The organism is Chryseobacterium cheonjiense (genome assembly GCF_012927265.1).
Taxonomy (GTDB): domain Bacteria; phylum Bacteroidota; class Bacteroidia; order Flavobacteriales; family Weeksellaceae; genus Chryseobacterium; species Chryseobacterium cheonjiense.
Window position 1 is genome coordinate 1135473 of record NZ_JABBGF010000001.1, and the last position, 26630, is coordinate 1162102.

At 39.4% G+C, this 26630-nt stretch carries 18 protein-coding genes; 12 read left to right on the plus strand and 6 right to left on the minus strand.

The genetic code is table 11. The annotated features are described in order from the left end of the window. The first annotated feature begins 235 nt into the window (after positions 1-235). The 8 genes from HHL20_RS05315 to HHL20_RS05350 all read left to right on the plus strand — a co-directional run bounded on the left by HHL20_RS05315 (position 236) and on the right by HHL20_RS05350 (position 14173). On the plus strand, positions 236-490 hold the full coding sequence (locus HHL20_RS05315; RefSeq protein WP_169230130.1) for a hypothetical protein: 255 nt from the start codon (positions 236-238) through the stop codon (positions 488-490). A gap of 578 nt (positions 491-1068) precedes the next feature. Beyond that, positions 1069-2646: a T9SS type A sorting domain-containing protein gene (locus HHL20_RS05320; protein WP_169230131.1), complete on the plus strand. Its 1578-nt coding sequence runs from the start codon at positions 1069-1071 to the stop codon at positions 2644-2646. Between the two features lie 10 nt (positions 2647-2656). Then, the gene (locus HHL20_RS05325; protein ID WP_169230132.1) at positions 2657-5887 is read left to right on the plus strand and encodes a hypothetical protein; all 3231 of its coding nucleotides are present in this window, start codon (positions 2657-2659) and stop codon (positions 5885-5887) included. A gap of 8 nt (positions 5888-5895) precedes the next feature. Next, positions 5896-9414 (plus strand): DUF6443 domain-containing protein, encoded by a 3519-nt coding sequence (locus HHL20_RS05330; RefSeq protein ID WP_169230133.1) that lies wholly within the window; start codon positions 5896-5898, stop codon positions 9412-9414. After that, entirely contained in the window at positions 9414-9689 is a 276-nt protein-coding gene (locus tag HHL20_RS05335; protein WP_228463090.1) for a DUF7710 domain-containing protein, read from the plus strand. The genes HHL20_RS05330 and HHL20_RS05335 overlap by 1 nt, the downstream gene beginning before the upstream one ends. Before the next feature lie 526 nt (positions 9690-10215). After that, positions 10216-10422, plus strand: coding sequence for a helix-turn-helix domain-containing protein (locus tag HHL20_RS05340; RefSeq protein WP_169230134.1), 207 nt, complete (start codon positions 10216-10218; stop codon positions 10420-10422). Between the two features lie 342 nt (positions 10423-10764). After that, on the plus strand, positions 10765-12942 hold the full coding sequence (locus tag HHL20_RS05345; RefSeq protein WP_169230135.1) for a hypothetical protein: 2178 nt from the start codon (positions 10765-10767) through the stop codon (positions 12940-12942). Continuing rightward, on the plus strand, positions 12935-14173 hold the full coding sequence (locus HHL20_RS05350) for a hypothetical protein (RefSeq protein WP_169230136.1): 1239 nt from the start codon (positions 12935-12937) through the stop codon (positions 14171-14173). Before HHL20_RS05345 ends, HHL20_RS05350 begins: the two co-directional genes overlap by 8 nt. Before the next feature lie 68 nt (positions 14174-14241). On the opposite strand, the gene HHL20_RS05355 is transcribed toward HHL20_RS05350, so the two are convergent. From HHL20_RS05355 to HHL20_RS05365, 3 genes are all read right to left on the minus strand, one after another. Continuing rightward, on the minus strand, positions 14242-15432 hold the full coding sequence (locus tag HHL20_RS05355; protein ID WP_169230137.1) for a HEPN-associated N-terminal domain-containing protein: 1191 nt from the start codon (positions 15430-15432) through the stop codon (positions 14242-14244). 211 nt (positions 15433-15643) lie between these two features. Beyond that, positions 15644-15931 (minus strand): hypothetical protein, encoded by a 288-nt coding sequence (locus HHL20_RS05360; RefSeq protein WP_169230138.1) that lies wholly within the window; start codon positions 15929-15931, stop codon positions 15644-15646. Positions 15932-15947: 16 nt separating this feature from the next. Continuing rightward, positions 15948-16148, minus strand: a complete 201-nt coding sequence (locus tag HHL20_RS05365) for a hypothetical protein (RefSeq protein WP_169230139.1) — start codon at positions 16146-16148, stop codon at positions 15948-15950. A 293-nt stretch (positions 16149-16441) separates the two neighbouring features. On the opposite strand from HHL20_RS05365, the gene HHL20_RS05370 reads away from it, so the two are divergent. The 4 genes from HHL20_RS05370 (at position 16442) to HHL20_RS05385 (ending at position 23921) form a co-directional block, all read left to right on the plus strand. Further along, positions 16442-16738: a hypothetical protein gene (locus HHL20_RS05370; protein WP_169230140.1), complete on the plus strand. Its 297-nt coding sequence runs from the start codon at positions 16442-16444 to the stop codon at positions 16736-16738. Between the two features lie 436 nt (positions 16739-17174). Further along, entirely contained in the window at positions 17175-20165 is a 2991-nt protein-coding gene (locus tag HHL20_RS05375) for a SusC/RagA family TonB-linked outer membrane protein (RefSeq protein WP_169230141.1), read from the plus strand. Positions 20166-20391: 226 nt separating this feature from the next. After that, a complete protein-coding gene (locus HHL20_RS05380) occupies positions 20392-21570 on the plus strand; it encodes a RagB/SusD family nutrient uptake outer membrane protein (protein ID WP_317165958.1) in 1179 nt (392 codons plus the stop codon). Between the two features lie 32 nt (positions 21571-21602). Continuing rightward, on the plus strand, positions 21603-23921 hold the full coding sequence (locus HHL20_RS05385; protein ID WP_169230143.1) for an alpha/beta hydrolase family protein: 2319 nt from the start codon (positions 21603-21605) through the stop codon (positions 23919-23921). 335 nt (positions 23922-24256) lie between these two features. Here the strand turns inward: HHL20_RS05385 and HHL20_RS05390 are convergent, their stop codons facing one another. From HHL20_RS05390 to HHL20_RS05400, 3 genes are all read right to left on the minus strand, one after another. Next, a complete protein-coding gene (locus tag HHL20_RS05390) occupies positions 24257-24445 on the minus strand; it encodes a hypothetical protein (protein WP_169230144.1) in 189 nt (62 codons plus the stop codon). Positions 24446-24810: 365 nt separating this feature from the next. After that, positions 24811-25086: a DUF6520 family protein gene (locus HHL20_RS05395; RefSeq protein ID WP_228463092.1), complete on the minus strand. Its 276-nt coding sequence runs from the start codon at positions 25084-25086 to the stop codon at positions 24811-24813. A 24-nt stretch (positions 25087-25110) separates the two neighbouring features. Next, positions 25111-26628 (minus strand): MauE/DoxX family redox-associated membrane protein, encoded by a 1518-nt coding sequence (locus HHL20_RS05400; RefSeq protein ID WP_169230146.1) that lies wholly within the window; start codon positions 26626-26628, stop codon positions 25111-25113. Positions 26629-26630 lie beyond the last annotated feature (2 nt).

Consider the following 26630-nt stretch of genomic DNA (forward strand, 5'->3'; position numbering starts at 1 on the left):
TCAGTTGATTATATTCTTTATTATTTAGTGATTTTAGATAAAAAAGACAGCATCAAAAGATTGATGCTGTTTAATTTTTGAAATGTTGTTTAATTATTGGTATTAACTAGTATATTATTATCTTATAAAATTCTTTCAGAGGAACAGACCACAGGCTTAATAAGAATGCAGAACAAAAAGTCTAAACACGACACCTTTTGTCTCATTACCGCAATAGCTTTGGAAAAAATGGGCAATGAAACTTAAAGCGACGATACGGGAAGAAGTACAGATGAATGCCAAAAGCATTATTGTAGAATTTTCAGGTGACCCTAAAGAGCAGTACTTTGAAGTTAAGTGTAGTTTCAGCCCTTATCAGAAGAAGATGAGAAAATGGGATACTTGGGAGCTGAAGATCCGGTTTGAATCTGATATTTTAAAAGAAGCAAAAACCGAGGAGAAATCGTATTTTACCCATCTGGCTTGCGATCAAGCTTGGGAACATAGCTGAATCTCTGGGGTAAAATAAAATCCTTAACCGGAAGCCGAGGATTTTATTTTTCAAATATGAATGTGGTTGGTAGGCGATGTGCGAATTTCTTTTAACGCACCGTTAAAAGCATTAATTTTTCGTTGCTGGCGCTACAGAGATCTCTCTATAATCCGAAAAGTACACTTCAATTTCATTGACTGAAAAAGGCCATTGCCGAGATAATGAAAATAATTATTTTTCGGTCTGATAAAAATAATGGGTCTTTTGGGAACTATTTCGAGATATACTGATCAGAATTGCTGAATATTTTCTCTATCAATAGTCTTTTAAATTGCTTAAGAGAACTTGTTTCTAAATGCCCATATGCCTGTAAATCTTTAAATGCATATTGTGTGATACAATATATGAAACAACATGTTTTGTCGTTAATGGATCATAGTTTTGCAAACGATATTATGATTATGGATATATCAGGATATTCCATCTTATGAAATTCATATTAAATTGATATTGTATTTCTTCTAAACATTATATAAAAGAAGTATTTTTGCAGCGATTTAAAATTAATAATCAACAACTCAAAATAAACATTAAGAATGAATAAAATCTACTCAGGGGCATTATTCCTATGCTCCGTTCTGGGCATTTCCGCCCAGGAAGTAGTCTGGCAGAAAGACATCAAATCCTCTACTCAGGATTTTCTTTCCCAGGTTACCACCACCATCGACCAGCAATATTTGATAACAGGAAGCTCCATCCGCCATGAAAGTGAAATTTCGAAAGCCGGAGGCAAAAGCAATATGCCGGCAGCCAACGGCCAGCAGCCGAATAACGGCTATGATTTTCATTTAATTAAACTCAACCAGCAGGGAGAAGAAGTCTTGGAAAAATATTTCTCAGGACAGAACCACGATTTTCTATCGGCAACCGTCAATACCCAAGACGGCGGGTTCATTTTGGCCGGTACGTCTTTCAGCTCGAAGGGTTTGGATAAAAAAGAAGGCTCCAAAGGAGGCTCGGATATCTGGCTGATCCGGATCAATGAGTTTGGGGATGAACTGTGGCAGAAAACAATCGGAACCAATTCCGATGAAGAAGCCAGAGCAGTGATCCAGACGACCGATATGGGATTCTTTGTGGCGGGGAATATTCAAAATTCTGAAAAAGGTTACGGTTCGAAAGATATTTTGATTGTAAAACTGGATAAAAACGGAAAAGAATTATCGCAACTTATTTTAGGAGGAAAAGGTTTGGATGAAGTAGAAAAGATGATTCCCACGAAAGATGGCGGAGCATTGCTCGGAGTGTATTCCAGAAGCAATGCCGGAGGATCTAAGAAGACCGAAAATTTCGGTGAGGGCGATTACTGGATCATTAAGCTTAATAAGGAAGGCAAAGTAGAATGGGAAAAGAATTACGGAGGGAAAGGTGATGACCATTTGAGAACACTGGCTTTAACATCTACAGGTTATTTAATTGGCGGCGAATCAAGGTCGGAACGATCGGGAAATAAAACCGTGGGTATTGAAGAAGGAACTGACCTGTGGCTGATTTCTTTAAATGAAAGCGGGGAAGATATCTGGCAGAAATCCTACAACTTCAAGAACCGGGATGTGCTGATGGGAATGAGCGTACTGCATGCTTCAGATGATCAATCGTCAAAAGGAATTCTTTTAGGAGGTTATACTCAGGCTGAAGGAAGAATAGAAAGTGATGATGAAACGTTCTGGATGCTTTATCTGAATGAAAAAGGAGAAGAACAGTGGAGAAAACATGTAAAAGGCGAATCCAGAAAAAAAGAGGAACGGCTTTCGGATATTAAGCTGAATAGAGACGGATCCATAATTCTAGCGGGAACCAGCGCAGAGGAATTGGGGAAAGAAAACTGGAAAATTGTAAAACTGGGAGATAAGCAGATTGACCAGCTGATCGAAAAGCAGGATATTAAGATTTACCCGAACCCGGTAATAGATTACACCTATGTCGAAATCGGGTTCGACTTCAGGGAAGCGGATATTGTACTGTACGACATGGGAGGAAGACAGTTGCAAAGTCTAAAAACTAACAATAAGGTAACCAAGATCAATACCCAACCTTTAATACAGGGCGCTTACCTCATCACTATTAAAACAGCTACCAATAAAACGGCAAACGCTAAACTTATCAAAAAATAAAAATACAACTATGAAAAAACTCATCATAGCTATTGGTTTAATAGCTACACAATTTTCCTTTGCTCAAACACAGGATGAAGATTTTCTACCTAAAATAGTCCCGTCTTCCCCACAGGCTTCCGAACTCGGAAAATACGGAAATGTCCCGATTGGATTGTTTACAGGCTCACCCAACATCAATTTAAATATTTATACACTGGAAGAAGCGGGAATCTCTATTCCGGTTAATGTTACTTATAATTCAAACGGGGTTCAGGTGGATGGTGTAGCAAAACAATTAGGAATAGACTGGAACCTGGTTACAGGAGGTGTGATTTCCAGACAAATTAATGATCTGGACGATTTGCAGTTTCCTTTTTATACAGTAAATACAGCTGGACTTTGTAATGTAGACAGCCCTGAAGCTGCACTCATTACAACGGGAACGGCAGATACGGAAAAAGATATTTTCAGTTTTAATTTTTTAAGTAATTCCGGAAAGTTTTTCTTTGACGGGAATATGATTGTACAAATCAATCCTTCCAGTATTAAAATTGAAAAATTAGCTTCTCCTAACAACTCTACTCCCAAATTTAAAATTACCGATACAGACGGAACAGAATATTATTTCGGTGGGGAAAATGCTGTTGAAAGTTCTTTTAACAGGAGCCATTGCGGAGGCGTAGTTCCTCCCGCTTTAAATGACACCTCCTGGTACTTAACCAAAATAAAAACTATTGATGGGCAGGAAGCTGTTTTTACTTATGCAAAAGAAAATTTTCAATATAAACAGTCCTATTATCAGACAGCCGTTGCAGGGGGTACAAGCTGGTCGTTATCTCCTGCTGTTTTAAAGACTCCCTGTTATAATGAGCTTCGTCATGAAGTCCCGTTTTTACAGGAAGCCCAAATCAACAATAAAAAAGTAAAATTTAATTACCAGAAAATTGATACAAATTCTTCTGAATCCAAACAGCTTATTTCCGTTGAGGTTTATAATGCCTTGAGCCCGTTAAAAACATATACTTTCAGCTATGACACATTTGTTTCCCCTTCTATAAGTACATACTTATTTAATATCTATACCAATGCAAATGAAAAACACATTTTCTTAAAAAATATAAAGGAAGTAACACCTACTGGTGAAAGCATTTCAAGATATTCATTTGATTATTACTCGCCGGATCAATTAGCCCCACGACATTCTTTTGCTAAGGATATTTATGGGTATTTTAATGGTGCTCATAATCAAAATATCATTTATAATAATACAGTTAATTATGATCCGTATAATAATACTGATGCGGTTTATAATGCCTTTCAAAATATATCTTCTAACAGGAAACCTGATTTTGGATATACCGCAAAAGGGATGTTGAAAAACATATATTATCCAACCAAAGGAAAGACGGAATTTGTTTATGAGCCCAATTCCATATCAAAAGATAAAACCATTACTCCCTCACCTCAAACTATAACGGACGTTACTATTTCAGAATCTGTAGGATATGGATATGAAGCATTTTCTCCGGTGTTTACAGTAAGTGGGAATGTTACGGCAACTTTGTATGCTGTGGCGTGGAGAGACTGTGGGGCTGATGATCCAGTACACCCTCCGCAGGTAACTGCTAGTATCATTAATGCCAATACAGGAGCCACTATTAAAAGTTTGTCCACTAATGAAACTCCGGCAAATATCGCAGTAGATTTGGTTGCAGGAGTGAACTACAAAATTAAAAGCCGGGTACAGAGACCTTGTTTAGGCGCTAATGCCTTTGTAAAAGCTCCGGCAGGTGCGCCCTATACTGTTAAAGTAAACGAGCCTGTAGGAGGAGTCAGAGTCTCCAAAACACGGGATTACGACAATAACGGAAACGTTGAGACAAAAAAATATTATTACGGCACCCTGCAAAATCCTGAACAAAGCTCGGGAATTCCGGCAACAATGGAACCTGATTATCTGCGTAATGTAGACCATACCATCAAAGACGGACAGGAAAAGCACACTATGTATTCTAATTTTAAAACCAGTTTATATTCTTTGGATGGATATTCCATTATGTATCCGAATGTAATAGAAAGTTTCGGGGAAAATTTTGAAAGAGGAGGAATTGTTCATGAGTTCAATGCAGCGCAGGACGGTATGCCGGTGCCGGTATGTCAAGAGCTAGTAAGAGGGACTATGTTTACCAATTCTTTAGTTGCAGGGAATCAATTAAAAAAGAGCATCATCCGGAAAGAAGGTAATCAATTTATTACACTACGTTCAGAGGAATACGTCTATGCCCGAAATCCAGTTTATGATAAAACGGTGGATAATTTTGTGGGAAAACTGTATGAAAGAATCACTGATACAGACACCTCCGATGGTACACAGATGCCGGATCAGAATACTTATTCTGTAAACAGTTATGAGTTACGAAGCGAATTTAATTACTTGTCTTCTAAAAAAATATTTGAATATGACACAAACGGATTAAACCCCATCAAAACAGAGTTGCAGTATTTTTATAATAATCCATCTCATTTTCAGCTAACCAAAGAAAAAAACATTCAGCCTGATGCCGTGGTGAGCGAAACCAATTACAGCTACGCCCATGAGAAAGGAAACCAGCTCATGATCGACAGGAATATGGTGGGTATTCCATTGGAAACTACTGAAAATCTGTCAACCGGAAGCGTTACCAAAACAATTGATAAAACAGAAACAATTTACCCGATATCGTTACCGACAATACCAGCCGAAAGCTTTGTATTACCATTGTCTGTAAAATCCTACAATGTATTAAACAATAGCTCGTCTACAGAGGTAACTTTTGATCGGTACGATGATAAAGGAAATATTGTTCAGTACACGACAAAAGACGGTGTTCCTGTGACGATAATCTGGGGGTATAATACAACCCAGCCGATTGCAAAAGTAGAAGGAATGACCTATGACGGAATTATGGCTTTAGCAACAACCTCAACGATTATCTCAGCTTCTAATGACGATGCTATAGATCCAAGCAAGGAAGGTTTGTTATTAAATGCCCTGAACAGTTTTAGAAAAGAATCAGCATTATCCGGAAAGAAAGTGACTACCTACACATATGACCCACTGATCGGTGTTACCAGCATTACACCACCTACAGGAGTCAGGGAAAGCTTTGTTTATGATTCTTTTGGTAGGCTCAAGGAAGGAAATATCAAATTGAAAGATACTTCAGGAACGGATATTATAAAAACAGCTAAAAAGAACAATTATAAATATCAGCAATAATCACAGATATGAAGAAATATAGTACAAAGAAAACATTATCGTTTCTCTGCTTGATGGTCGCAGGAATCAGCTATGCACAGGTTCCGACCTCCAATGAGAATTTTATTCAAAACATTGAATGCCTTAGTGCGGACTGTGTTAAGCAGTCAGTTACCGTTGATTATTTCGACGGGCTTGGCAGACCTAAGCAGATTGTTAATGTTAAGGCTTCCCCAACACAGAAGGATGTTGTTACCCATATTGAATATGACGGATTCGGAAGACAGGTAAAAGATTATTTACCCGTTCCACAATCAAACACATTAAACGGAAATCTGGTGACTAGTCCCTTAACCAATGCCACGAATCCCATAATTTATGGTAGTGAAAAGATTTTTGCAGAGAAAAAGCTCGAAAATTCCCCTTTAGACCGATTGCAGGAACAAACGAAAGTCGGGAATGATTGGACAAGTAAGCCTATTCGGTATGAGTATCTGGCAAATTCAGCAAATGATATTCGGGTGTATTCCACAACAACCAATACGGTAGAGGGAATCACTAATTCAGGAGCCAGGGTTGGAGGAACAGGCGGATATTATAAGGCAGGAACGATTTACAAAAAGAAAGCTACAGATGAAGACGGAAATGTCATTTACGAATATACCAACGGACGGGGACAGCTTTTGCTTGTAAGAAGAGTCTTAAGCATTTCAGAAAATGCCGATACCTATTATGTATATAATGAATACAACCAACAGGCATTTATTATCCCACCAAAGGCTTCGGATACGATTAAAAACCTACCCGCAGGAACTCCGATTCCCGATGAAGTGTTGAATAATCTATGCTACCAGTACCGATATGACGGGAAAAACCGTTTGGCAGAGAAAAAGCTGCCTAATAAAGACTGGGAGTATTTTGTGTACGATAAGCAGGACAGACTGGTGTTAAAGCAGGATGCAGTACTTAAAACCACCAACAACAATTTCCAAAGCAGAGGCTGGATTTTCAACAAATATGATGAATCCGGAAGAGTAGTTTATACTGGGTTTTATCCCAATTCGGATTCTAGACAGGCGATACAGACCGAAGTAGATAATATTACCTCCACCTCGTTAAACAATGAATCCAGAATTACGAGCCCGATTACGCTTAGCGGGACAAATTTATATTACCGGAATCTTGCTTTTCCTTCAGCAAATATTACGCTTTTAACAGTTAATTATTACGATACCTACTCGCAGGAAGCCCCTGCGATTCCTCAAACTGTTTTAGGGCAGTGGGTACTGCCCCAGACACTCGATGCGAATAACGATGCTTCGACTAACGGGCTGTTAACAGCTTCCTATATGAAAAATGTCGAAAATAACGGCTGGACGAAAACATTTAGCTATTACGATACAGCGGGGAATGTCATTGCTACGAAATCAGCAAATCATCTGGGTGGATATACCAACAACGATTTATTACTCAGCTTTTTGGGAAAAACGGTAGAAAAAAGCATTACTTACCATAAAAGACTTATTACCGACACGGAAAAGGTAATTACGGAAACGTTTGGCTACGATCACCAAAACAGGTTACTTATACACAAACATCAGGTTAACAGCAATCCTGTCGAAATACTGGCTCAAAACGAGTACAACGAACTCTCACAGTTAAAGAATAAAAAAGTGGGCGGTACAAATCCGGCAAGCCCGCTTGAAAGTATTGATTATTCATATAACATTCAGGGATGGCTTACCAAAGTCAACAATCCACAGAGTTTAGGAAGTAAATTATTTGCATATGAAGTTAAATTTAATAATCCGACAAATACAAACCTTTCTGCGCCTTATTATATTGGGAATATTGCGGAGATTGACTGGATCGCTTCTGGGGGTAACGGTTTAAAAAGATATTCTTACCAGTACGACCCGATGGGAAGGCTGAAAAGAGGTATTTATTCCGAGCCTAATGCTTCGATTCCTGAGAATAACTATTATAATGAGCTGTTGACTTATGACCTCAACGGGAACGTTTTAACCCTTAAAAGAAATAGGGAAGCTGAGAACATCGGAGCTCAACTGATGGATGATTTGACGTATTCCTACACCGGAAACAGGCTTGATACGGTAATTGACGGCTCAGGAAACTATTTTGGTTATCCAGATACGTCGGGAAATGTGATTACGTATGATGAGAACGCCAATATGACAAATCAGATAGATAAGGGATTTTTGGAGATTAAGTACAATTATCTCAACCTACCGAATTATGTGAAATTTAATCAATCGGTGGTAAGACAAGATCGATTTGGACATAGCGGAATTACAGTATATAAAAATACTACGTATATCTACCGTGCAGATGGAAGCAAGCTTAAAAAAGTTCATAATTATTTTTCCGGACGTACTCAGGCGGATGCTTCTATTACAACGGAATATCTAGACGGATTCCAGTATAATGCAGAAAACACAGGAACTGTATTTGGTGACCCTTTAACGGTGTTGCAATTTGTATCTACTTCGGAAGGGTATTTTGATTTCATGAAAAATAAGTATTTTTACCAGTATAAAGATCAGATTGGAAACATCAGATTAACGTTCTTTAAAAATGACAACGGGATTGTTACAATTGATAGAACTACCGATTTTTACCCTTTCGGGCTGGAATTTGGAGGAAGTTTAAATACATACGGTTCCATGTCTACTAATTACACCTATGCATTTCAGGAGCAGGAAAAGCAACAGGACACCGGGTGGAGTTCCTTTAAATGGAGAAACTATGATCCGACATATGTAAGGTTCTTTAATGTCGACCCATTGGCGGAACAGTATGCATATCAGTCACCGTTTAATTTCTCTGAAAATAAAGTTATATCACACAGGGAACTGGAAGGATTGGAAGCAGAATCTATAAATAATAATGATTCCAGTTTACCGGACGATCCAATGGAGTTTGCGAGTATGATTGCAGGGGGTATCAATAGTGTTCGTGCGTCTGTCTCAAATTTAGTGGGTAGAGGGATTAATTCAGTTATAGGAGATAAGATCCGAAATAAGTATGTAGTTGACGAAATAGGAGGTTTGGTTTTACAAACCGGAGTCCCTGTAGAGACAACCAAAGAAAAAGTTGTAAATACAATTGGAGATTTAGCAACAATTGGTTTAGCTGTCGCGGGTGGTCCGGAAGGAATGTTGATGGCACAAGGAGGAAAGGCTCCGGCTTTAAAAGGTCTTGAGGAAATAAAAAGCTTACAACAGGCTGGAAAATCAAAGACCGGAAAGTTTACAGAGCCTACATTGCCAAATAAGACAATAGTAAATGAAAACGGAATTACTATCGAACATTACTATAAATCTGGTGATCATGCTCCTGCGCATTTGCATGTAAAGGGAGGAGGAAATAGTACTAAAATAGGAGCTAATGGTAAACCGATTAAAGGTAGTTCAGAATTAAGTAAGTCACAACAAACAATAGTTGAAAAAAATAAATCAGCTATACGGGGTGCAGGAAATAAAATAAATAATTATCAAAAATATCATAACTACTTAAAAAATAAATAATGGAAATAAATGAAATGTATATTTTTATTGGAGAAGAATCAAATTTTCCAGCAGGGATTTTTACTACATTAGAAAATGCAGAAGAATGGATAAAAAAATATTCATTAACTGGAATATTAAATATATATCCTGTAGATATAGGACTTTACGATTGGGCAATAGAAAAAGATTTTTTTACTGTTAGAAATGACTATCAAAAAGAATCAAGATTTATTCAAAGATTTACATGCGCATCAATGGAACATTTTCATTACGAAAATGGTGAATTAGTATAAGTCTTATAATGTTCTAAACAAGCAATAGATATAGTGTTGATTTTCAATGCTATATTTTTTTTAAATTAAATAAAAATCTAAAATAATATTCATCATATAAAGATCAGGTTGGAAATATCAGATTAGCGTTATAAGTTCAAGTAATCTGATGAAATTGCAGGGCAATTTTTTAAATGGTGCCGAAACTACACTTTTTCTATATTTTGCCTTAGAAGGTAGAACAAGTAGACAAATTCGCTTATCAGATATTATGATTGGAGATTATAGTCTAAGATTTTCATTGGATTTTTAAAAGAGAAAAAAATTCATCGATGAAAATCACAATCTCCTTGTAGAGCAGAAATCTTCATTTATAAGAATTCACCTTTTTAAAGGACAATCACATCACAAACCCACATTTCCAAGATACCACAACAGTTGAGGCTAAAGGAGGAAGGTTGAATGCTATTAATCTCTCTGCTAGAAAGACAAGGATTCTAAAAGAGATATTGATGAGTTATTTTGCAATCAGTTAGAATCAAGATATGTGCAAAGATCTTTCTCCAATGTTAAGCAAAAGCCTGCCATCAAAGATTGCTACAGTATTGGTGAAATTCTTTCAAAATACAAAATTGCGGAATCTACTTTACGTCGTATAGTTTCTACCAATAAGATCCCTAAATATAACGAAGGAAAATTCGTTTATATTCCCAAGTATGCTATTGATCCGTTTCTTAAGAGATTTATAGTATAGTTCTCTCAAACTTTAAATGCTAAAAATCTAAATTTTTACAAACGTTACAATAGTCAATTGCAGACAAGCAAAGCCTTCTAATGTCGTCGTAGCCATCACAGAATGAGGTCTATAAAATTAAGAACAGGGAAGATAAAGGTGGGTGTGAACGGCTTAAGATCACTTTAGAATATCCGTCGGGTGTTAAGCTTTCTTTGGCAACTGCAGACCTTGATTTGATTTCAAAACTATTAAGGTTGTAAATGTTTTTTACTTAAATACAATATTTTGAGGTCAGGTAGGCTGCGAAATTGTAGTCAGAATCGAATTAGAATTATTAGATTTACAAAAATTAATTAACTCATGTCTGATTTTAAGCTCTTAGCAATTCGCCCTTTGAAGGGATGCCATAAGCGTTTCGTAAAAAATCTTAATCCTGGCACGATCTACCCCATTTATAATTCATACTCTTTCTTAGATTCCAAGGGATTGCCCATAACTGGGATTAATAACAAGGATGTAGTATCAATTAAGAAAGATTCTACATTTCCAAATAAGATATATAATCAAAGCTCTCAAGATGGAAAATCTTTAAGAATTAGTGTTTCGGCTATTGCCGGAAAAAACGGCTCTGGGAAAAGCACACTTGTTGAGTTACTGTTCTCCTGTATTTATCTGCATTGCATCAATACGGATATACTTAAACCGAATCTAAACACAATCATTTCAGCTAATAAGGAATTAGAAGATGAGAAACTGAACTTTCGATTGCGAGAATTAGATTTAGCGAGGAGTGAGAGGGATTTGAGGAAGTGGATTACCGATAAAGAAAATGTTAACGATCCTGAATTTCTAAAAAATGTAGAAAATAAGTTATTATCTTTTACTACCCAAAAAAGAGATTTACAAGAACGTAAAAAATTTCTAAATGATGAACTAAAGGCAAACAAAATTAGAGAGGCTGATATTTTATCATTTCGTAAGGATCTTAAAGCTGAAATATATTTCGAATTGAATGGAGCTTATAACCGTTTGCTGCTTGACCTTGATGCAACGCCTCTCACAAATATAATTGACGCTGATAATCCATTGTCTAAACCAAGGGCTATCAGTAAAAATCTTTCAAGTTATTTTTTTTACACGATTGCCGTAAATCATTCCCATTATGCGCTGAATTCACATCATGTTGGTGATTGGATAAATTCATTGTTCCATAAAAATGATGGATATACAGCGCCAATAGTGATTAATCCAATGCGAACCGAAGGTAATTTTAATATTAATTCTGAGATGAACTTTGCTCGTTACAGACTTCTGGCAAATAAACTTCACGAATGGAATATTGCCGATTACAATGAGAAAGTTTTTGTAAGTGATGATAGATTTATCAATAAAGTGATATTCAAATTAAATAGGAACAAGATTGAAGCCATTCCCAAACATGTTCGTTTCATTAACAATGAACTTACCGCCCCGTTGAGGGAAAGAAATTTACTGATAACCTTTCTTGCTGACTATCTAAATTTTAGGCAGCAAAAAAAATTAATGACTGTTGATTTTGAGCTTAAAGATATTATTTGCAACTACATTATTAATAAAATAGATAGTATTCCAGTAAAATATCCGTGGTTTGGAACAGGATATCAATTTAGTGAGAAGACTCCTTTTATTCAGAATACAAAATTTTTTAAGGATCTCTTTGACGATGGTAGTCATATTACTTACAAATTGAAGCAGGCCGTACATTTTTTGGTTTACTGTCTTGAAACAAAGGGGGAGGAAATGTTTAGTGTTAAAAAATCTCAACTTCAAGGAAAGTATGGGATTTTATTTAACTACGGTTTGGAAGAAATTTTTGAATGGTCTAACGGTACGGCGAAGTCAAATATCATGACCAGACTTCCACCCTCTATATTCGATATCGATTTCGAACTTTCGGACAGCAATAAACACCTCTCAAAATTTACTGATCTGAGTTCGGGCGAACAACAGATGATCCATACACTCCAATCTGTAATCTATCACATTAATAATCTGCAATCTGCCCATTCGGGGAGAGGTAAGCGTTCAAAGTACACCGCAATAAATATCGTTTATGATGAGATCGAGCTTTATTTCCATCCAGAATACCAAAGACGGTTTATTGACAGACTATTGCGCGAATTAAAAGGACTTTCTCAACGAGAAAGTACCCGTATTACTTCTGTAAATATTCTTTTGCTAACGCATTCTCCTTTTATTTTGTCGGATTTACCTAGCGAGAATATTTTGTTGCTTGAGCCTTCTCCCAAGACTGGTAGAGCAATTCCCAAAATTCCAGCATCTCAAACCTTCGCTGCCAATATCAATGATCTATTAGCTGACGGTTTTTTTATTACAGGAACTTTGATGGGTGAATTTGCAGAGAACAAAATCAAGGATGCGATAAATCGTATTAAAAAGAGTGAAATGATGCCTGATGATTCGGCTTTATTACAAAACATAGGTGATTCATTTTTGAAAGCTAGTTTAGACAACTTTAAAAATCGCAATAATGATTAAGATACAGTTACCTAAAATCGACAATTTCAAAACTGAGTATTACAACTTAATTCAGCCACTAGTTTTGGAGAGATTGAGGTTATTAAAAATTTCGCTTAGTCATTTGAATGATCCAGACACAGTAGATGATGATGATATTGGTGAGGTAAAAACAATAACTAAAAACATTGTAGATACGATGGTAAAGCCTAAAACACCTAAGTCAAGTTTTAATAAGGCGGTATATAAACAAAAGATCAGGACCTACCAAACTGATGCGAAAGAGGTGATTGACGTTGATTTTTCGAAACTAATTGAGCTAACAGACTATATTTTAGATATTGGTAACGATAGCCTAAAAACCTTAATAATCGGTGAGCCAAATCTGATCAAAGGTTTTCATGATGATTTATTTGCTAGTTTTGATATTACTGAACGAGTGTCCAAGGATGTAATGTATGAGGCATTTTCGTACAATTTTTTAGGTGATGAGGTTAAAGACTTCTTTTATAAAAAGGATATTTCTGATTATTGTTCTTATTGTAACATTTCGAAGGCTAAGCATACTAATAATCCACTAACTGGTAAGGTTGTTGACCAATATCATTTGGATCATTTTTTTAGCCAAGTAGATCATCCAATGCTTGCAGTTTCATTATTCAATTTAGTGCCAAGCGACTATGTTTGCAATTCAGCCAATAAGGGGAAATTATTATTTTCAGATATTTTTCACCTAAATCCATATATATCTGGGTTTAGCCGCGATTTGGTTTTTGAGCCAATATTCGACGAGAAGGAAGAGATAGTCGCACTTGATCTGAAAATTAAATGTCCCAGGGATTCAGAACGATGGAAACAATTCATCGGAGACCAAGATCTAAGAGATTTGGCCCCTGAACATGGTAACGTAAATGTATTTCAACTTTTCGGAAAGTATAATGATGAAAATATTTTGTGGCAAGTGAATAAACTTTATAAAACTTATAAACGAGCGGCTAGAAATGATCGCTCACTTCATGAATTGCTTGAGATGCTTGAGGATGGTCAAGATGATAGATATGAAAATATAAAAAACTGGTATGAGGACGCAGTGCGAACACGCTTTCACGAAAATGAATTTGGAAAACTAGCATTTTCAAAACTCAACCGTGATTTACTTGATCATGCTTTTGCCATCTATTCTGAAAAACTCGGAGAAGAAATTGTAGAATTATTACTTTCGAGTTACCTTCCGGAAAAGGGTGGTCAATAATGATAACTTTAAAATAGCTGCGTGGATATTAATTTTTATTGTATTATTTTAGTAAATTTTTATTATCATCAAAATTTCATGATATTTTTTACCTTCTTTATAGAGGAGGGATCAAATGAAAGAGCTTCTAAACTTTCTTCGTTATCGAAGAAGAGGACGCAAGCTTTTTTTCCGTTACGTGAAGAAGGGTAAATAATGCCGTCTATTCTTTGGGCTTTGGGTAATCGATCAGAAAAAGGGAATCTAAAATATTCGGTAATGATCTGGGTAGGGATATAATCAATATGCACCATATTTTTATCGAGTAAAGGCTTGGCAAGATCCTTTACGAAATTGGTAAGAAAGATAAGTGCATAATAATGATTTCGTCTTGTTACATCAAAGGGACTTGGCACTTTCGGTAGAGCCGACAGATCGATAATATTGAGTGCTCGCTTTGTATTAAAAATAGCAGTTGTATAAAACCTACTTTCCCTTTTTTCGAATTGCACAGTTTCTATGATAGCAGTTTCTTCTTCAAAAGCGCCGTAAAACATTGAAATACCGGCTGGACTCATCCTGTTTGGCTGTGTAGCAAAAGCCTGTGGTGGAGAGGTCATTCCTCCTGCATACTTAACTGAGATATCATTGCCTTTATGCTGTCGACACCGAAAAAGTGGGGTATTTACTGGCATTGTTTTAATAAGGTGGTATTTCTTGATGTTTTTTCCTATTTCTTTTAGAATTTCTTCGGGCATAAGCTTGTAGTCGATAGAGTTTAAATCTTTTGCCATACCGAAATAATATCGTGATCGATGTTGTACGACATCCTTAAAATAGTCCCAACTAAATTTTAAAGTATCAGCTGGACTATCACGGTAATCAAATTCATTTCCCCATTCCCTTGAAAGATCTATAGAGCTAAATACATCATTAAAAAGTTCCTGCTCGGTGATATCAAGCTGGAAGTGCTCTTGCAAAATTTCATTTGAGTCGTAAAGTGTTCCTAGGTAACCTCCCTCTCTTCCATTGTAGGACATAAAATCGGCTGGATCAGTATAAAAGCTGCAGACGGTTTCCATTAAAAATATTACCAACTCTTCGAGTTCTACAACTTTGGTTTCTTTACCGCAATAATCACACGTTCCATCCTCAGCGTTCCGCCTAATAAAATTCCTAATTGCATATTCATTGATATGTCTGTTGCATACTTGCTTGTCAGGTATAGAATTTAGGCCCAAAGCCCAGAAGCGTTCTGCTTCTTCCATTACACCGCTCATATATTGTTTTGTTTAATTATAGTTGTTGTAATCTCAAAATGCATCTTAGCTTTTCTTATTCCGGTACTTGATAATAATCACATCCAGATATTGCCTCCTCGATTCTTTGTTTATATTTCTCAATTATTACCTGATATTGTTTGTCAGCCAAAAGGAAGTTCTTCCATAGCCAGTTCAACTGGTATTGTATATCATATCTCAGACGTTTTGACTATCCAGAATTATTATAAATTTTTAGTCCGGTTTCTATAATACATTCTAAGATTTCATTTTTGATCCCAGGTTCTATTCTTCCTTCACGGACGGCAATATCTCGCCCAAGCATAAAAAACTCGTCAAGCAAAAAGTTATATGGCAGCCCTGCTTTTATAAGATTCCTCAAAGTAGATATTTGTTCATACATGCCTGACCGAAAGAGTTCATACCATCCATTACTTGCCCATTTCGCAATTTCGAAATGGCTGATTACCCCAATTTCGTTAGTCAATTTATTTTCCATAGCTATGACCCCGAGCCTACCGATACTGTATAAGTTGTCTCCAGATAAAGGTCCTGAAATTTTCTAGTTCTCCGATATGAAAATAATCTGTAACAAATTTTACAGGGAACCAATAGACCACTAGATACAGGAAAAGTAAAGCACCTAAAATACGGTAATCATAAAATCTGCCGATCAGCTTAAGATTTGAATCCTTTATCCCAACTTTACCCATCATATTTTATTATTAAAAGCGTTTTTCTAATCAACCTTAAATTTACTCATTTTCCGCTTATTATAAACTGGTTTATTTAGTTAAAAAGAACTTGGATGCAATATCAGACCCTCACTATTTCTTACCTAATTGTATTAGTAATAATAACTGGCCACTCTACCCATGTAAGCGGAAAATAATATTAACTGGGAAACAATGCGTTACGTTGTTAAAAATAGCAGTATTTTTTTAATGTCTTTACGGAAAACCGTAATGTAAAAAAAAGTGATTGCCGTATCTTTAAGAAAACTAAAAATATGGCATATACTAAAGACCAGATGGTTTACAAGGATAAGTATAAGTGGACAGCGAAATCCGATAAGGACAATCCTAACGTCAGACATGGTAAGGAAGCTAAAGAACTTAACCGATCAGAGGGATACGAAATGAGGGATTTTATTAATTCGCTTGCAGATAGTTGGAAGTGGAAAGATAAGCCGGTATCATTATATAATAATCTTGAGCGAATTATTATAAATGAGGTTCCTCGCGATATTCATAAACACGATGAAATCAAAAAGTGGATTGAACAAAAATACAATGTATTTAAGTAGACTTTTTCTTGCATACAGCTAGCCTGTGAAATACTCATGATGAAGTGCAATAATTGAGTGACGAAAAATGTTGTTCGTTTATACGATGTTGCCCGCATATTCTACACTCTCTAAGCACCTTCAAAAACATAGTATCAAATGACACGATACAATGGGGTGTACAACTCATTGCGGCTTTATAAGCTTTCACGGGACACAATTTCATTCATATTAAATGGCTTTCAGGTGCCTTGCGGTTATCTTAGGGAAATCCTTTACCAAAGGGCACTGCGAAAGTTTTGTTTTCAAATACCTGAATCCAGTAGTAATAATAGATAAGAAGAAATGAAATAGAATCATCCTCATTATAAAAAAAGCTCCTCCCATAAGTTTGCAGACCCGGAAAGAGCTAGAGTTTATTCGAGGATTTTAATAAAATTAAAACCCATACAAAACTATGAAAAAATCCTATTCTAAAATAGGAAGTATCGGTCTTGTGTTGATGTTTACCGTAATATGCGGCAACATTAAAGCGCAGACCAGGACAGTGACGGGAACCGTTACTGTCGGAGAGGATGAATCACCGCTTTCGGGAGTTGTGGTCTCTCAGGAAGGTAGTGACCAGGTCACCTTGACCAATTCAAAAGGCATATATCAATTAGAAATAACAGGAGAAAATCCTTCAATCATTTTTCGGCATCCTGAATATGCGGACAAGAAAATTGCTCTTGACGGTAGAACAATTGTCAATCTTAAGCTGGATCGAAAGGAACAGAGCATTGAGGAAGTGGTTGTCAATGCAGGATATTATATAGTTCGTGACAAGGAGCGGACGGGAAGTATTGTACGGGTTTCTTCGAAGGAGATAGAGAACCAGCCTGTCGCAAATGTACTGTCATCCGTGCAGGGAAGGATGAGCGGAGTGTCGGTCACGCAGAACTCCGGAACGCCCGGTGGCGGCTTTGATATCCAGATCCGGGGGAAGAACAGCATCCGTAGGGAAGGGAATGAGCCGCTGTATATTATTGACGGGGTACCTTTGGGTTCTGAGACGCCTTCATTGTACGCAGTGACGGTCCTTCCGAATTCATCCATCAGTCCTTTGAACGCGATCAATCCGAACGATATCGAAAGCTTCGAGGTGTTGAAGGATGCGGATGCGACAGCGATTTATGGAAGCCGTGGTGCGAACGGGGTCATCATTGTGACGACGAAAAAAGGAAGGAAGGGCAGGACAGACCTGAAGCTGAATTCCTCCTATTCCCTAAGTACAGTGGCCAATCGTCTGAAGATGATGGATACGTCGCAATACCTACAGATGAGAAAGCAGGCATTCCAGAATGACGGAATTGCAACAATTCCTGCAACGGCCTATGATCTCAATACCTGGGATCAGAACCGGTATACGGACTGGCAGAAGGAACTGATTGGAGGGACGGCAGATGCTTCGGTGGTGCAGCTGTCCCTGAGCGGAGGATCAGACAATACTTCATACCTTATCAGCTACGGGCATCAGGAGCAGACGACGGTATTTCCTGCCGACTTTCGCTACCAGACCAATAACATCACCGGGAATTTTACATTCAGGACGCCGGATAAGCGTCTGGAGGTCAACATGAGCAATTCATTCTCTTTCCAGAAGAACAATGTTCAGAATGATGACCTGACCAAAAGAAGCCTGACGCTGAGCCCTAATGCTCCGGCGCTCTATGATGCGTCAGGGAATATCAACTGGGAAAACAATACTTTTTCCAATCCGGTAGCATTATTCAACAGTGAATACCTGAACTCAACGAACTTTATCAACAGTGGGACGAATATCTCTTACCGGCTGTTTCCTTTTCTCTCCCTGAAGTTCAATGGTGGGATTACGTATCAGAATTTCGAGGAACTCAGCCTGAAACCGCACACGATGTACAATACATCGGGCGGACTGACGAGTGCCAATTCCATTTCATCGAAAAATAACCAGACCAGCTTTTCTTACCTTTTGGAACCCCAGGTTACGGCAGCGTATTCGTGGAATGATCATCACTTTGATCTCTTGATCGGAACCACCCTTCAGCAGTCTGAGACCCGGCAGGGTGCGATACAGGGAATCGGTTTTGAAAGCAACGCGCTGATCCGGAATATAGGCGCTGCGAAAACCAAGATCATCTCGGATCAGGTCAACAGCCAGTATTTTTATACGGCTGCCTTTGCACGGTTGAATTACCAGTACAGGAAAAGGTACATCTTAAATCTGACAGGAAGGAGAGACGGATCAAGCCGCTTTGGGCCTGATAACCGTTTCGGAAATTTCGGGGCCATTGGTGCTGCGTGGATCTTGTCTGAAGAGCCATTTATGAAAGGCCTGAATTGGTTAAGCTTTGCCAAAATACGGGGAAGCATAGGAACGACCGGAAATGACAAGATCGGGGATTACCAGTATCTGAACACATACAGCATTACTACATCGGTATACAACGGAATTACCGGATTATCGCCGTCCCGGTTGTACAATCCGAACTTCAGCTGGGAAAAGACGGTGAAGAAGGAAGCCGCGATCGAGCTGTCGTTTTTAAGAAGCAGGATCAATGTGACGGCGGCCTATTATAACAACAGTTCATCCAACCAGCTGGTCGGAATTCCGTTGCCTGCTACGGCGGGGTTTCCATCGATACAGTCCAATCTTCCGGCGACGGTCCAGAATACGGGATGGGAATTTGATGCTTCCGTACAGGTGCTGAAAAGCTCCCCGCTGAAGTACGAGACCGCAGTCAATGTGTCTGTTCCCAGGAACAAGCTGGTGGCGTTTCCGAACCTTGCGGGCTCAACGTACAGCAACCAGTATGTCATCGGTTATCCGATGACACTGGTCAAGGTCTACCAGTTTGAAGGGGTGGATCCCGCTACGGGTCTTTACCGGTTCAAGGATTTTAACGGGGACGGCAGGCTGACCTCACCGGACGATAACCAGGTGATCGAGAAGATCGGGGTGGAGTATTACGGGGGCTGGTCCAATACGCTCCGGTTCAGGAACTGGTCGGCATCCTTTCTTTTCCAGTTCGTGAAGCAGCGAAACTGGAACTACAACCGCCAGATGCTTATCCCGGGAAATATGAACAACCAGCCGCTGGAAGTGCTCGACGCGTGGTCACCTTCCAATCCGACCGGAACCTATATGCAGTACAGTACGGGAACGGTGGCTCAGAAAAATACGCTGCATTCGTTATTTCAGAATTCAACGGCGGCCGTTGGTGACGCCTCGTTTATACGCCTGAAGAATGTGCAGCTTAACTACAGCATCCCGGTTCATAAGTTCGGGATCAGGGAAGCGATGATCTATGTACAGGGACAGAACTTGCTGACGTTTACGAATTATTTCGGCCTGGACCCGGAATTTGTGCTGACCGGGTTTCTTCCGCCGTTAAAAACCTATTCTTTAGGATTTCAGTTGACTTTTTAATTCACATCAATCAAAAAAAATGAAAACAACAACAATCAAACAAATCATATATGCTGTCTCAGTAGGGCTTTTGCTGACGGCGGTTTCGTGTGAGAAATGGATCGAGACCGATTTTCCGAACAACCAGCTGCCGACGGAGCTTGTCTTTGAGGACGAGCAGACGGCTGAGGCGGCCCTGGCCGGCCTGTATTCCAGTCTTTGGAGCAACTCACTGCTGTCAGGCGGTGTGGAAGGGTTCGGTCTCTTGGGAGGTCTGTATACGGATGACATCAGCACGGTGTATACGCCCGGGATCAACGGGGTGTCGGATATTTATTACAACGCCCAGATTCCGAACAATTCTGTGGTCACGAATGTCTGGACCAACGCATATCAGCAGATCTATGCCTGCAATAGTATTATCGAAGGCGTGCGGAACTCAACATCATTATCACAGAAGGTCAGGGACAGGATTACCGGGGAGGCGCTCTTTGTACGGTCTATGCTTTACTTTTACCTGCAACAGATTTATGGTGAAATTCCCTATACGGATACCACGGACTATACCATTAATAGCCAGCTCGCCAGGATGCCTGAAAATGAATTCATGACCAGGATTGAAACAGATATGTCGGAAGGTGCCAATCTGCTCCAGGAAAGCTACCGGAATGCGGAACGGATCTATCCGAACAGGTATGCTGCCATACTTATTCTGGCCAAGATCAAGATGTTGCTGAATAAAAATACCGAAGCAGAGGTTCTTTTGCAGTCGGTTATTCAATCTCCGCTGTATTCGTTTCAGAATGATCTGGCGAAAGTATTTCAAAAAGGAGGCGGTCATATTCTGTGGCAGTTGAAGCCCGGCAATGCCAACGAAGCGACCAAAGAGGCTGTTCTTTACAATTTTACCGCGGCTCCGTTATCTTTTATGGTGAACACGGATCTGGTCGGTCAGTACTCTGCTGCTGATCTCAGGAAACAGCAGTACATTACTGCCGTGACCTTTCAGTCGCAGACCCATTATAAAGTTTCGAAATACAGGAACCTGGCCGGAAACAATCCTAATGAGTATTCAGTGATCATGCGCTTGGAGGAAGTCCAGCTGCTACTTGCAGAAGTGCTGATCCAACAGGGTAAGGTAGCGGAAGCGGTAAACCTGATCAATAAAACAAGGCTGCGTGCTGGTCTGGCCGCTCTTTCTACTGGTCTGTCGGCTCCGGCTGCTATGAATGAATTGCGAATCGAGAAAAGAAAAGAGCTGTTCGCGGAACAGGGCATCCGCTTTTTCGATCTTAAAAGATGGGGCATGCTTGATCAGCTGACGGGTGTGAAACCGAATTGGAAACCGTTTCATGCGCGATGGCCGATTCCCAATAAAGAACTGCTTATTAATCCCAAATTGAATCCTCAGAATGAAGGATATTAAGCGGTCAGGTGCTAACAGATCAAAAACGGACTATGGAGCTCGTTAAGAAAATACTCATCATGATCATTGTCTACCTGATGACAATTGGTATAGTGAAAGCCCAAAGTAAAATATCCGGCTTGGAGGAGCTGGTTGAGCGTGAGGAAGAGGTCCGCCTTCTGAGCATGTCGGATAATGGAATGTGGATGGCCTGGCAGTCGACCTACGAAAGCAGGCTTCCGGAACTGAAAATAGCTTCGGTCCGTAATGCTGCATTGCAACGGACTGAAGCCGGAGCAGGTCAATGGCAGTTTATCCGGAAAAACGAGATCATGTACAGGGTTGGTCATACGGCAAAGCTCGTAGACTTGGCAAAAAATAAAGAGATCAGCTTCTCAGAAGTTAAGAACGTGAGCTATTCAAGACCATTGGATGTAGTGTATATCCACTACGCCGGTACCCTGACGGGCAGGCTGGATTGCTATAATAAACAATGGAAAAATGTTTTTTCTGTTTCTCAGGTAAGCAGGGTGATTGACAGTGGAGGTGGACTATTGATCATCAGACGCAGTGCCAGCGGTAATGAAGTCCTGACTTATGATGGTAAAAAGGCATCCACCATATACACCACGGCATCAGAGATCTATTCTGCCGGTCCCTCCGGTGTAAAAGCCGGGGGATGGCTGGTCCGGGAAAAAGGTGATCAGGGCATTATACTGTTGTGGGTAAGTCCTGGTCGGTCACCCGTCGCTTTGTCGGTTGACAACGATACGCAATTTGACGCCATTCAGCAGGGACCTTCAGCCGTAAGTGATGCGGTTCTTCTTACGGTTGAAAAAAATAGGGTAAAGAAGAATTCAATCGTTGATATCTGGTATGGAAAGGATTATGATCTGGAGGCGCATTTCAGAGAGGATAAGATCACTAAAAGGGTTCTCTGGTTTCCTGAAACAGATAGGCTGATTGAGACTGACCATAAAGATTACGGGTCTGTCGGAGCTGTCGGGCAATCAGGTTTATTTTTACGCGCCGCTGTTGATCATGAGCAGGTTGACAAGAATGACAACGCTGCTGTTGAAGCTGTTGAGCATTATGCTTTGTATGATCCTGTGACCGGACAGAACAGATCTTTTGCCTATACTTCAGGGGCTTTTATCACAGATTCGGAGGGTAAATTCATGCTTTACGTTGAAGGTGACCAATGGATGGCCTACGATACTGTTCACGGTACCAGGCAGAAGGGGCTGTCTGTTCAAAAAGATGCTATTCCCTATTTTATTTCAGCTCATGAAGTACTTTGGGTGGCCGGTAAGAAAATGTGGCGGCAGCATCTTGTAACATTGAAGAAGAAATTCATTGCCTCGTTTACCGCTGACCATCTTGAAATTTTGAACGCCTCGAGGGATAAGTCATTGATGGAGTACAAAATTATCAGTCAATCCGTCGACTTCAGTCGTAAGATGGTTATCAAGATGAGTGATGAGAAACAAAACCGCTCGTCAATCGTGAGCTGGCATCACGGGATCGTCAGTGTTATTGCTGAAGAAACGGAGGATCGGATTTCAGAATTTATCTTTGACAAAACATTGACAAGCTATTGCTGGATGGCTGAGAATTTTAATCGGCCTCCTGAAATTCGTATGACAGGGAAGGATCATATTAGCAGGACAATATATACCGCTGTGCCAAAGACATCTGCCGGCCAAATAACGATGAAGCGGCTTACGTACAAAGGCGCAGCCGGTGAAGACCTTTCTGCTGCGGTCTATTTCCCGCCTGGTTTTTCCAAGGATAAGACGTATCCCGTGGTTGTCTCCATTTATGAAATACAGAACAAAAATGCCAACAGGTACTTACGGGCGACCTTTAAGAATTCCAGAGGATTCAATGAAAGACTTTTCCTGGAGTCGGGGTATATGGTGATGCTTCCCGATATCAATAATACAGGTTCGAAAGGTCCGGGTATCGTTGCGCTCCAGAACGTTAATGCTGCGCTTGACGGGCTGGCAACCATCAGACAGGCGGATATGAAAAGGGTCGGACTGGTTGGACAGTCGTATGGCGGATATGAGGTAAATTTTATTGCTACCCATTCCGACAGGTTTGCGGCCTATATATCCGGTGCTTCGATTGCGGACATCATTAATACATCTTTCTCGTTTAATTACAATTTCTTCTCTGCGGATTATTACCGCTATGAGGACGGGCAGTTCAAGTTGGGAAAGTTTATTGAAAATAAAGAAAAATACTACAGCAATAATCCTTTGTATTATGCAGATCAGGTCAATAGTCCGATGCTTTTGTGGACGGGTACTAACGATAAGAATGTGAGTCCGGAGCAGACCCGATCCTTTTACAAATGCATTGCGTAAATACAGGAAACCGGTCATCGCGCTGTTCTACAAGGATGAGCAGCATTCGCTGATAGGAAAAGAGCAACGGAAAGACCTTACCATCAGAATGTTGGAATGGTTTGATTATTTACTATGCGGTAAAAAAAATATGGAATGGATCGATAAGGAATTTTTGCATAAACCGTTACAATGATAAAGCATACTGCAACTGCATGCTGTACCTTGCCGCGTGATCTGTACCGGAAAGAAATGTTTAAGGGTATCGCAGCATTGGGCTTTGAATAGCTTATGTGAAAAATTTACGGAAACAAAACAATAATGCCTGGATATTCCAGGCATTTATTGTTTTGTGATCATTCCCGTAATTGTTTTAATAAGGTCCTGACCTTGTTGATGTTGCTGAAAAAGAAAGCGGTGAGAGACACCATTTCCATCACTAATCCAGTTAATATCATGATCTCTGCATTAGCGTTGCCGTCGATCTTTATCAATGAACCGTTCGCTATAGCAGTTAATCCTAAAAGAAAGATTACAATAAACACTTGATTTTTTTTACGCATAACGCTATTTTTTTTAGTGTAAAATCGACCACAATGTAAAGATAGCGTGGCCGCAACAGGTATAAATTGCGCTTGTAAACGTAAAGATAATTTTCATAAAAATCAATTTCTTTATGAATAATGTATAATTTTCCGCGGTTTTCAGTGAAAATGCTCATTTTTTTTATAACGGGAGCGATCACCGGCAACGTCCTGTTTAGCAGCATTTCCCTATGGTTATGCTTGGACGTTAATTAAAAATTGAGGCAGTCTCAAAGTATTATCTGCTCTTAGAATCTGTTACCAGGTCGGTCATAGACTGTACTCAGCATGAAGACTTTATAGACTGCCTCAGGGTTAATTAGGGTTTAAGGAATTTTATACAGCACGTTTACACATCCCTGTTGAAACAGGTTTTGTTCATTGGACGAGCTGTCTACATACGTACATACATCCCCCGATACGATGGTGCTGCACTCATGTTCTGTAATCATACACTGTTCTCCCACTGGGGCAAGAGGGTCAAAACGATAGCCTTGTGTTATAGCACTATCTTCCTTCTCTGACGCTGTTCCGGCGTACGCACTTCCGATGCCGAATGCAAAGATTGCCAAGGGCAGTGCGATTTTTCTTAAATTTTTCATGTTAATGAAATTTGATATTGGTGCCTACTCTGTGTTCAGGTTTTCGGCTTCCCCTGATTTGAACTGCTTAACGATGTTTTGCGCAAAACGATATCTGATCAGTTCATTTTCGATCATCACATAAAGACGGTTGTCCTTAATATAAAATTGTGTTTTCTTCGATGATTGCGGATTCGGTAGCAAGAAACTTCCCAGATATTGTTGGGAATTCGTTGAATAAATATCAATAATTATGGACTGCTTATGATTGATATTATTCTCTAATTTACCGGGCCGGTCGGACTCGATAAACAATAATCCACGGTATGCGAATGTGAATTTATTGACCGTAATCGGATTCTTTTTCATTTTCTTCTGACCGTTCTTCAGTTGTATAACATCGATCTCCTGATGGCTTAGATCGTCAATCGTATGGAATACCTTTTTTCGCTGTAAATACTGGTCGAGAACGATGAATTTATTCATGTAGCTGTACGTGTATATAACATTATTGTTATAAGGATCGACCGTTAGTTTACCATCGGTATCAAAAATCCCGTCATTAGTCTTTTCAAGAAGTCCTGGATAGATCTTGACTCTCTCCTGTGTCGGTCCGGATGATAATAAGGCCAGTGCCTGTATCTTCTCCCGGGGGGAATAGGTCAGCATGACGAAAAAACCATTATCCAATGCCTGAAGTTGACTAAAATGCGAATCTTTGTAACTAATCGTTGTCATATTGGGCTTTCCGATATCCCCTTGATAGAGAACAGGTACGGTACCGTCCCATAAATAATATTTCTGATTCCTGACCAGGAATTTCGAACTGTTAAAGCTGAAATCTGCCTGGTCCGGAATAATTTGCAATGTCTTCAGCTCCCTGAAATTAACATCGATTGCGCTCAGCACAAAGGGTGTCGTATGGTTGCCAAGGTATAGTACGTCATTATCCGATCCGGCAAAATAATATGAATTTACCTTTAGGTCGAATCGGTCTTCTTCATCAACGGCATGCGGTAAAAACTTTCGGACAAAATTATTTTCTTTCTGCACGAAGTATTCAGATCGGTGATAGAGATAAAGCATGCTGCCTGTACCCAGAAGTGTTAATCCGGTCATGAGAAGTAACGGGCTCAAGACACTCCTTTTCATGATGCTGGCTTGAATCAAGAGCGCAGCTGCTGAAAGGGCAACCGTCAGAAGGTTGAATACAAGGTGGGTTCTCCAGCTCATCTTTTCCAGTATTCCTCCACAGGAGCAGGGTACGAAATTACTGTAGTTCAGAATGATGTAAATATACAAAGAGAAAAGGACCATTAATGTAAAAGATATGTACAGTCCTGCTCTCCGGGTGGTTTCAAATATCAATACGGTGCTAACCACAAGTTCTGCCGCAAGAATTCCGTAGCTGACGATTGTTGCATAAGAGCTCAGAAGAGGGGACTGGCCGATCTGAAACTGAAAATTTTCGAAATCCATCATCTTGCTAATACTGGCATAACAGAACAGCAGTATGAAAAAATAACTGGTGTATTCTACGAATTTTGATTTGAAGGTTTTCATTG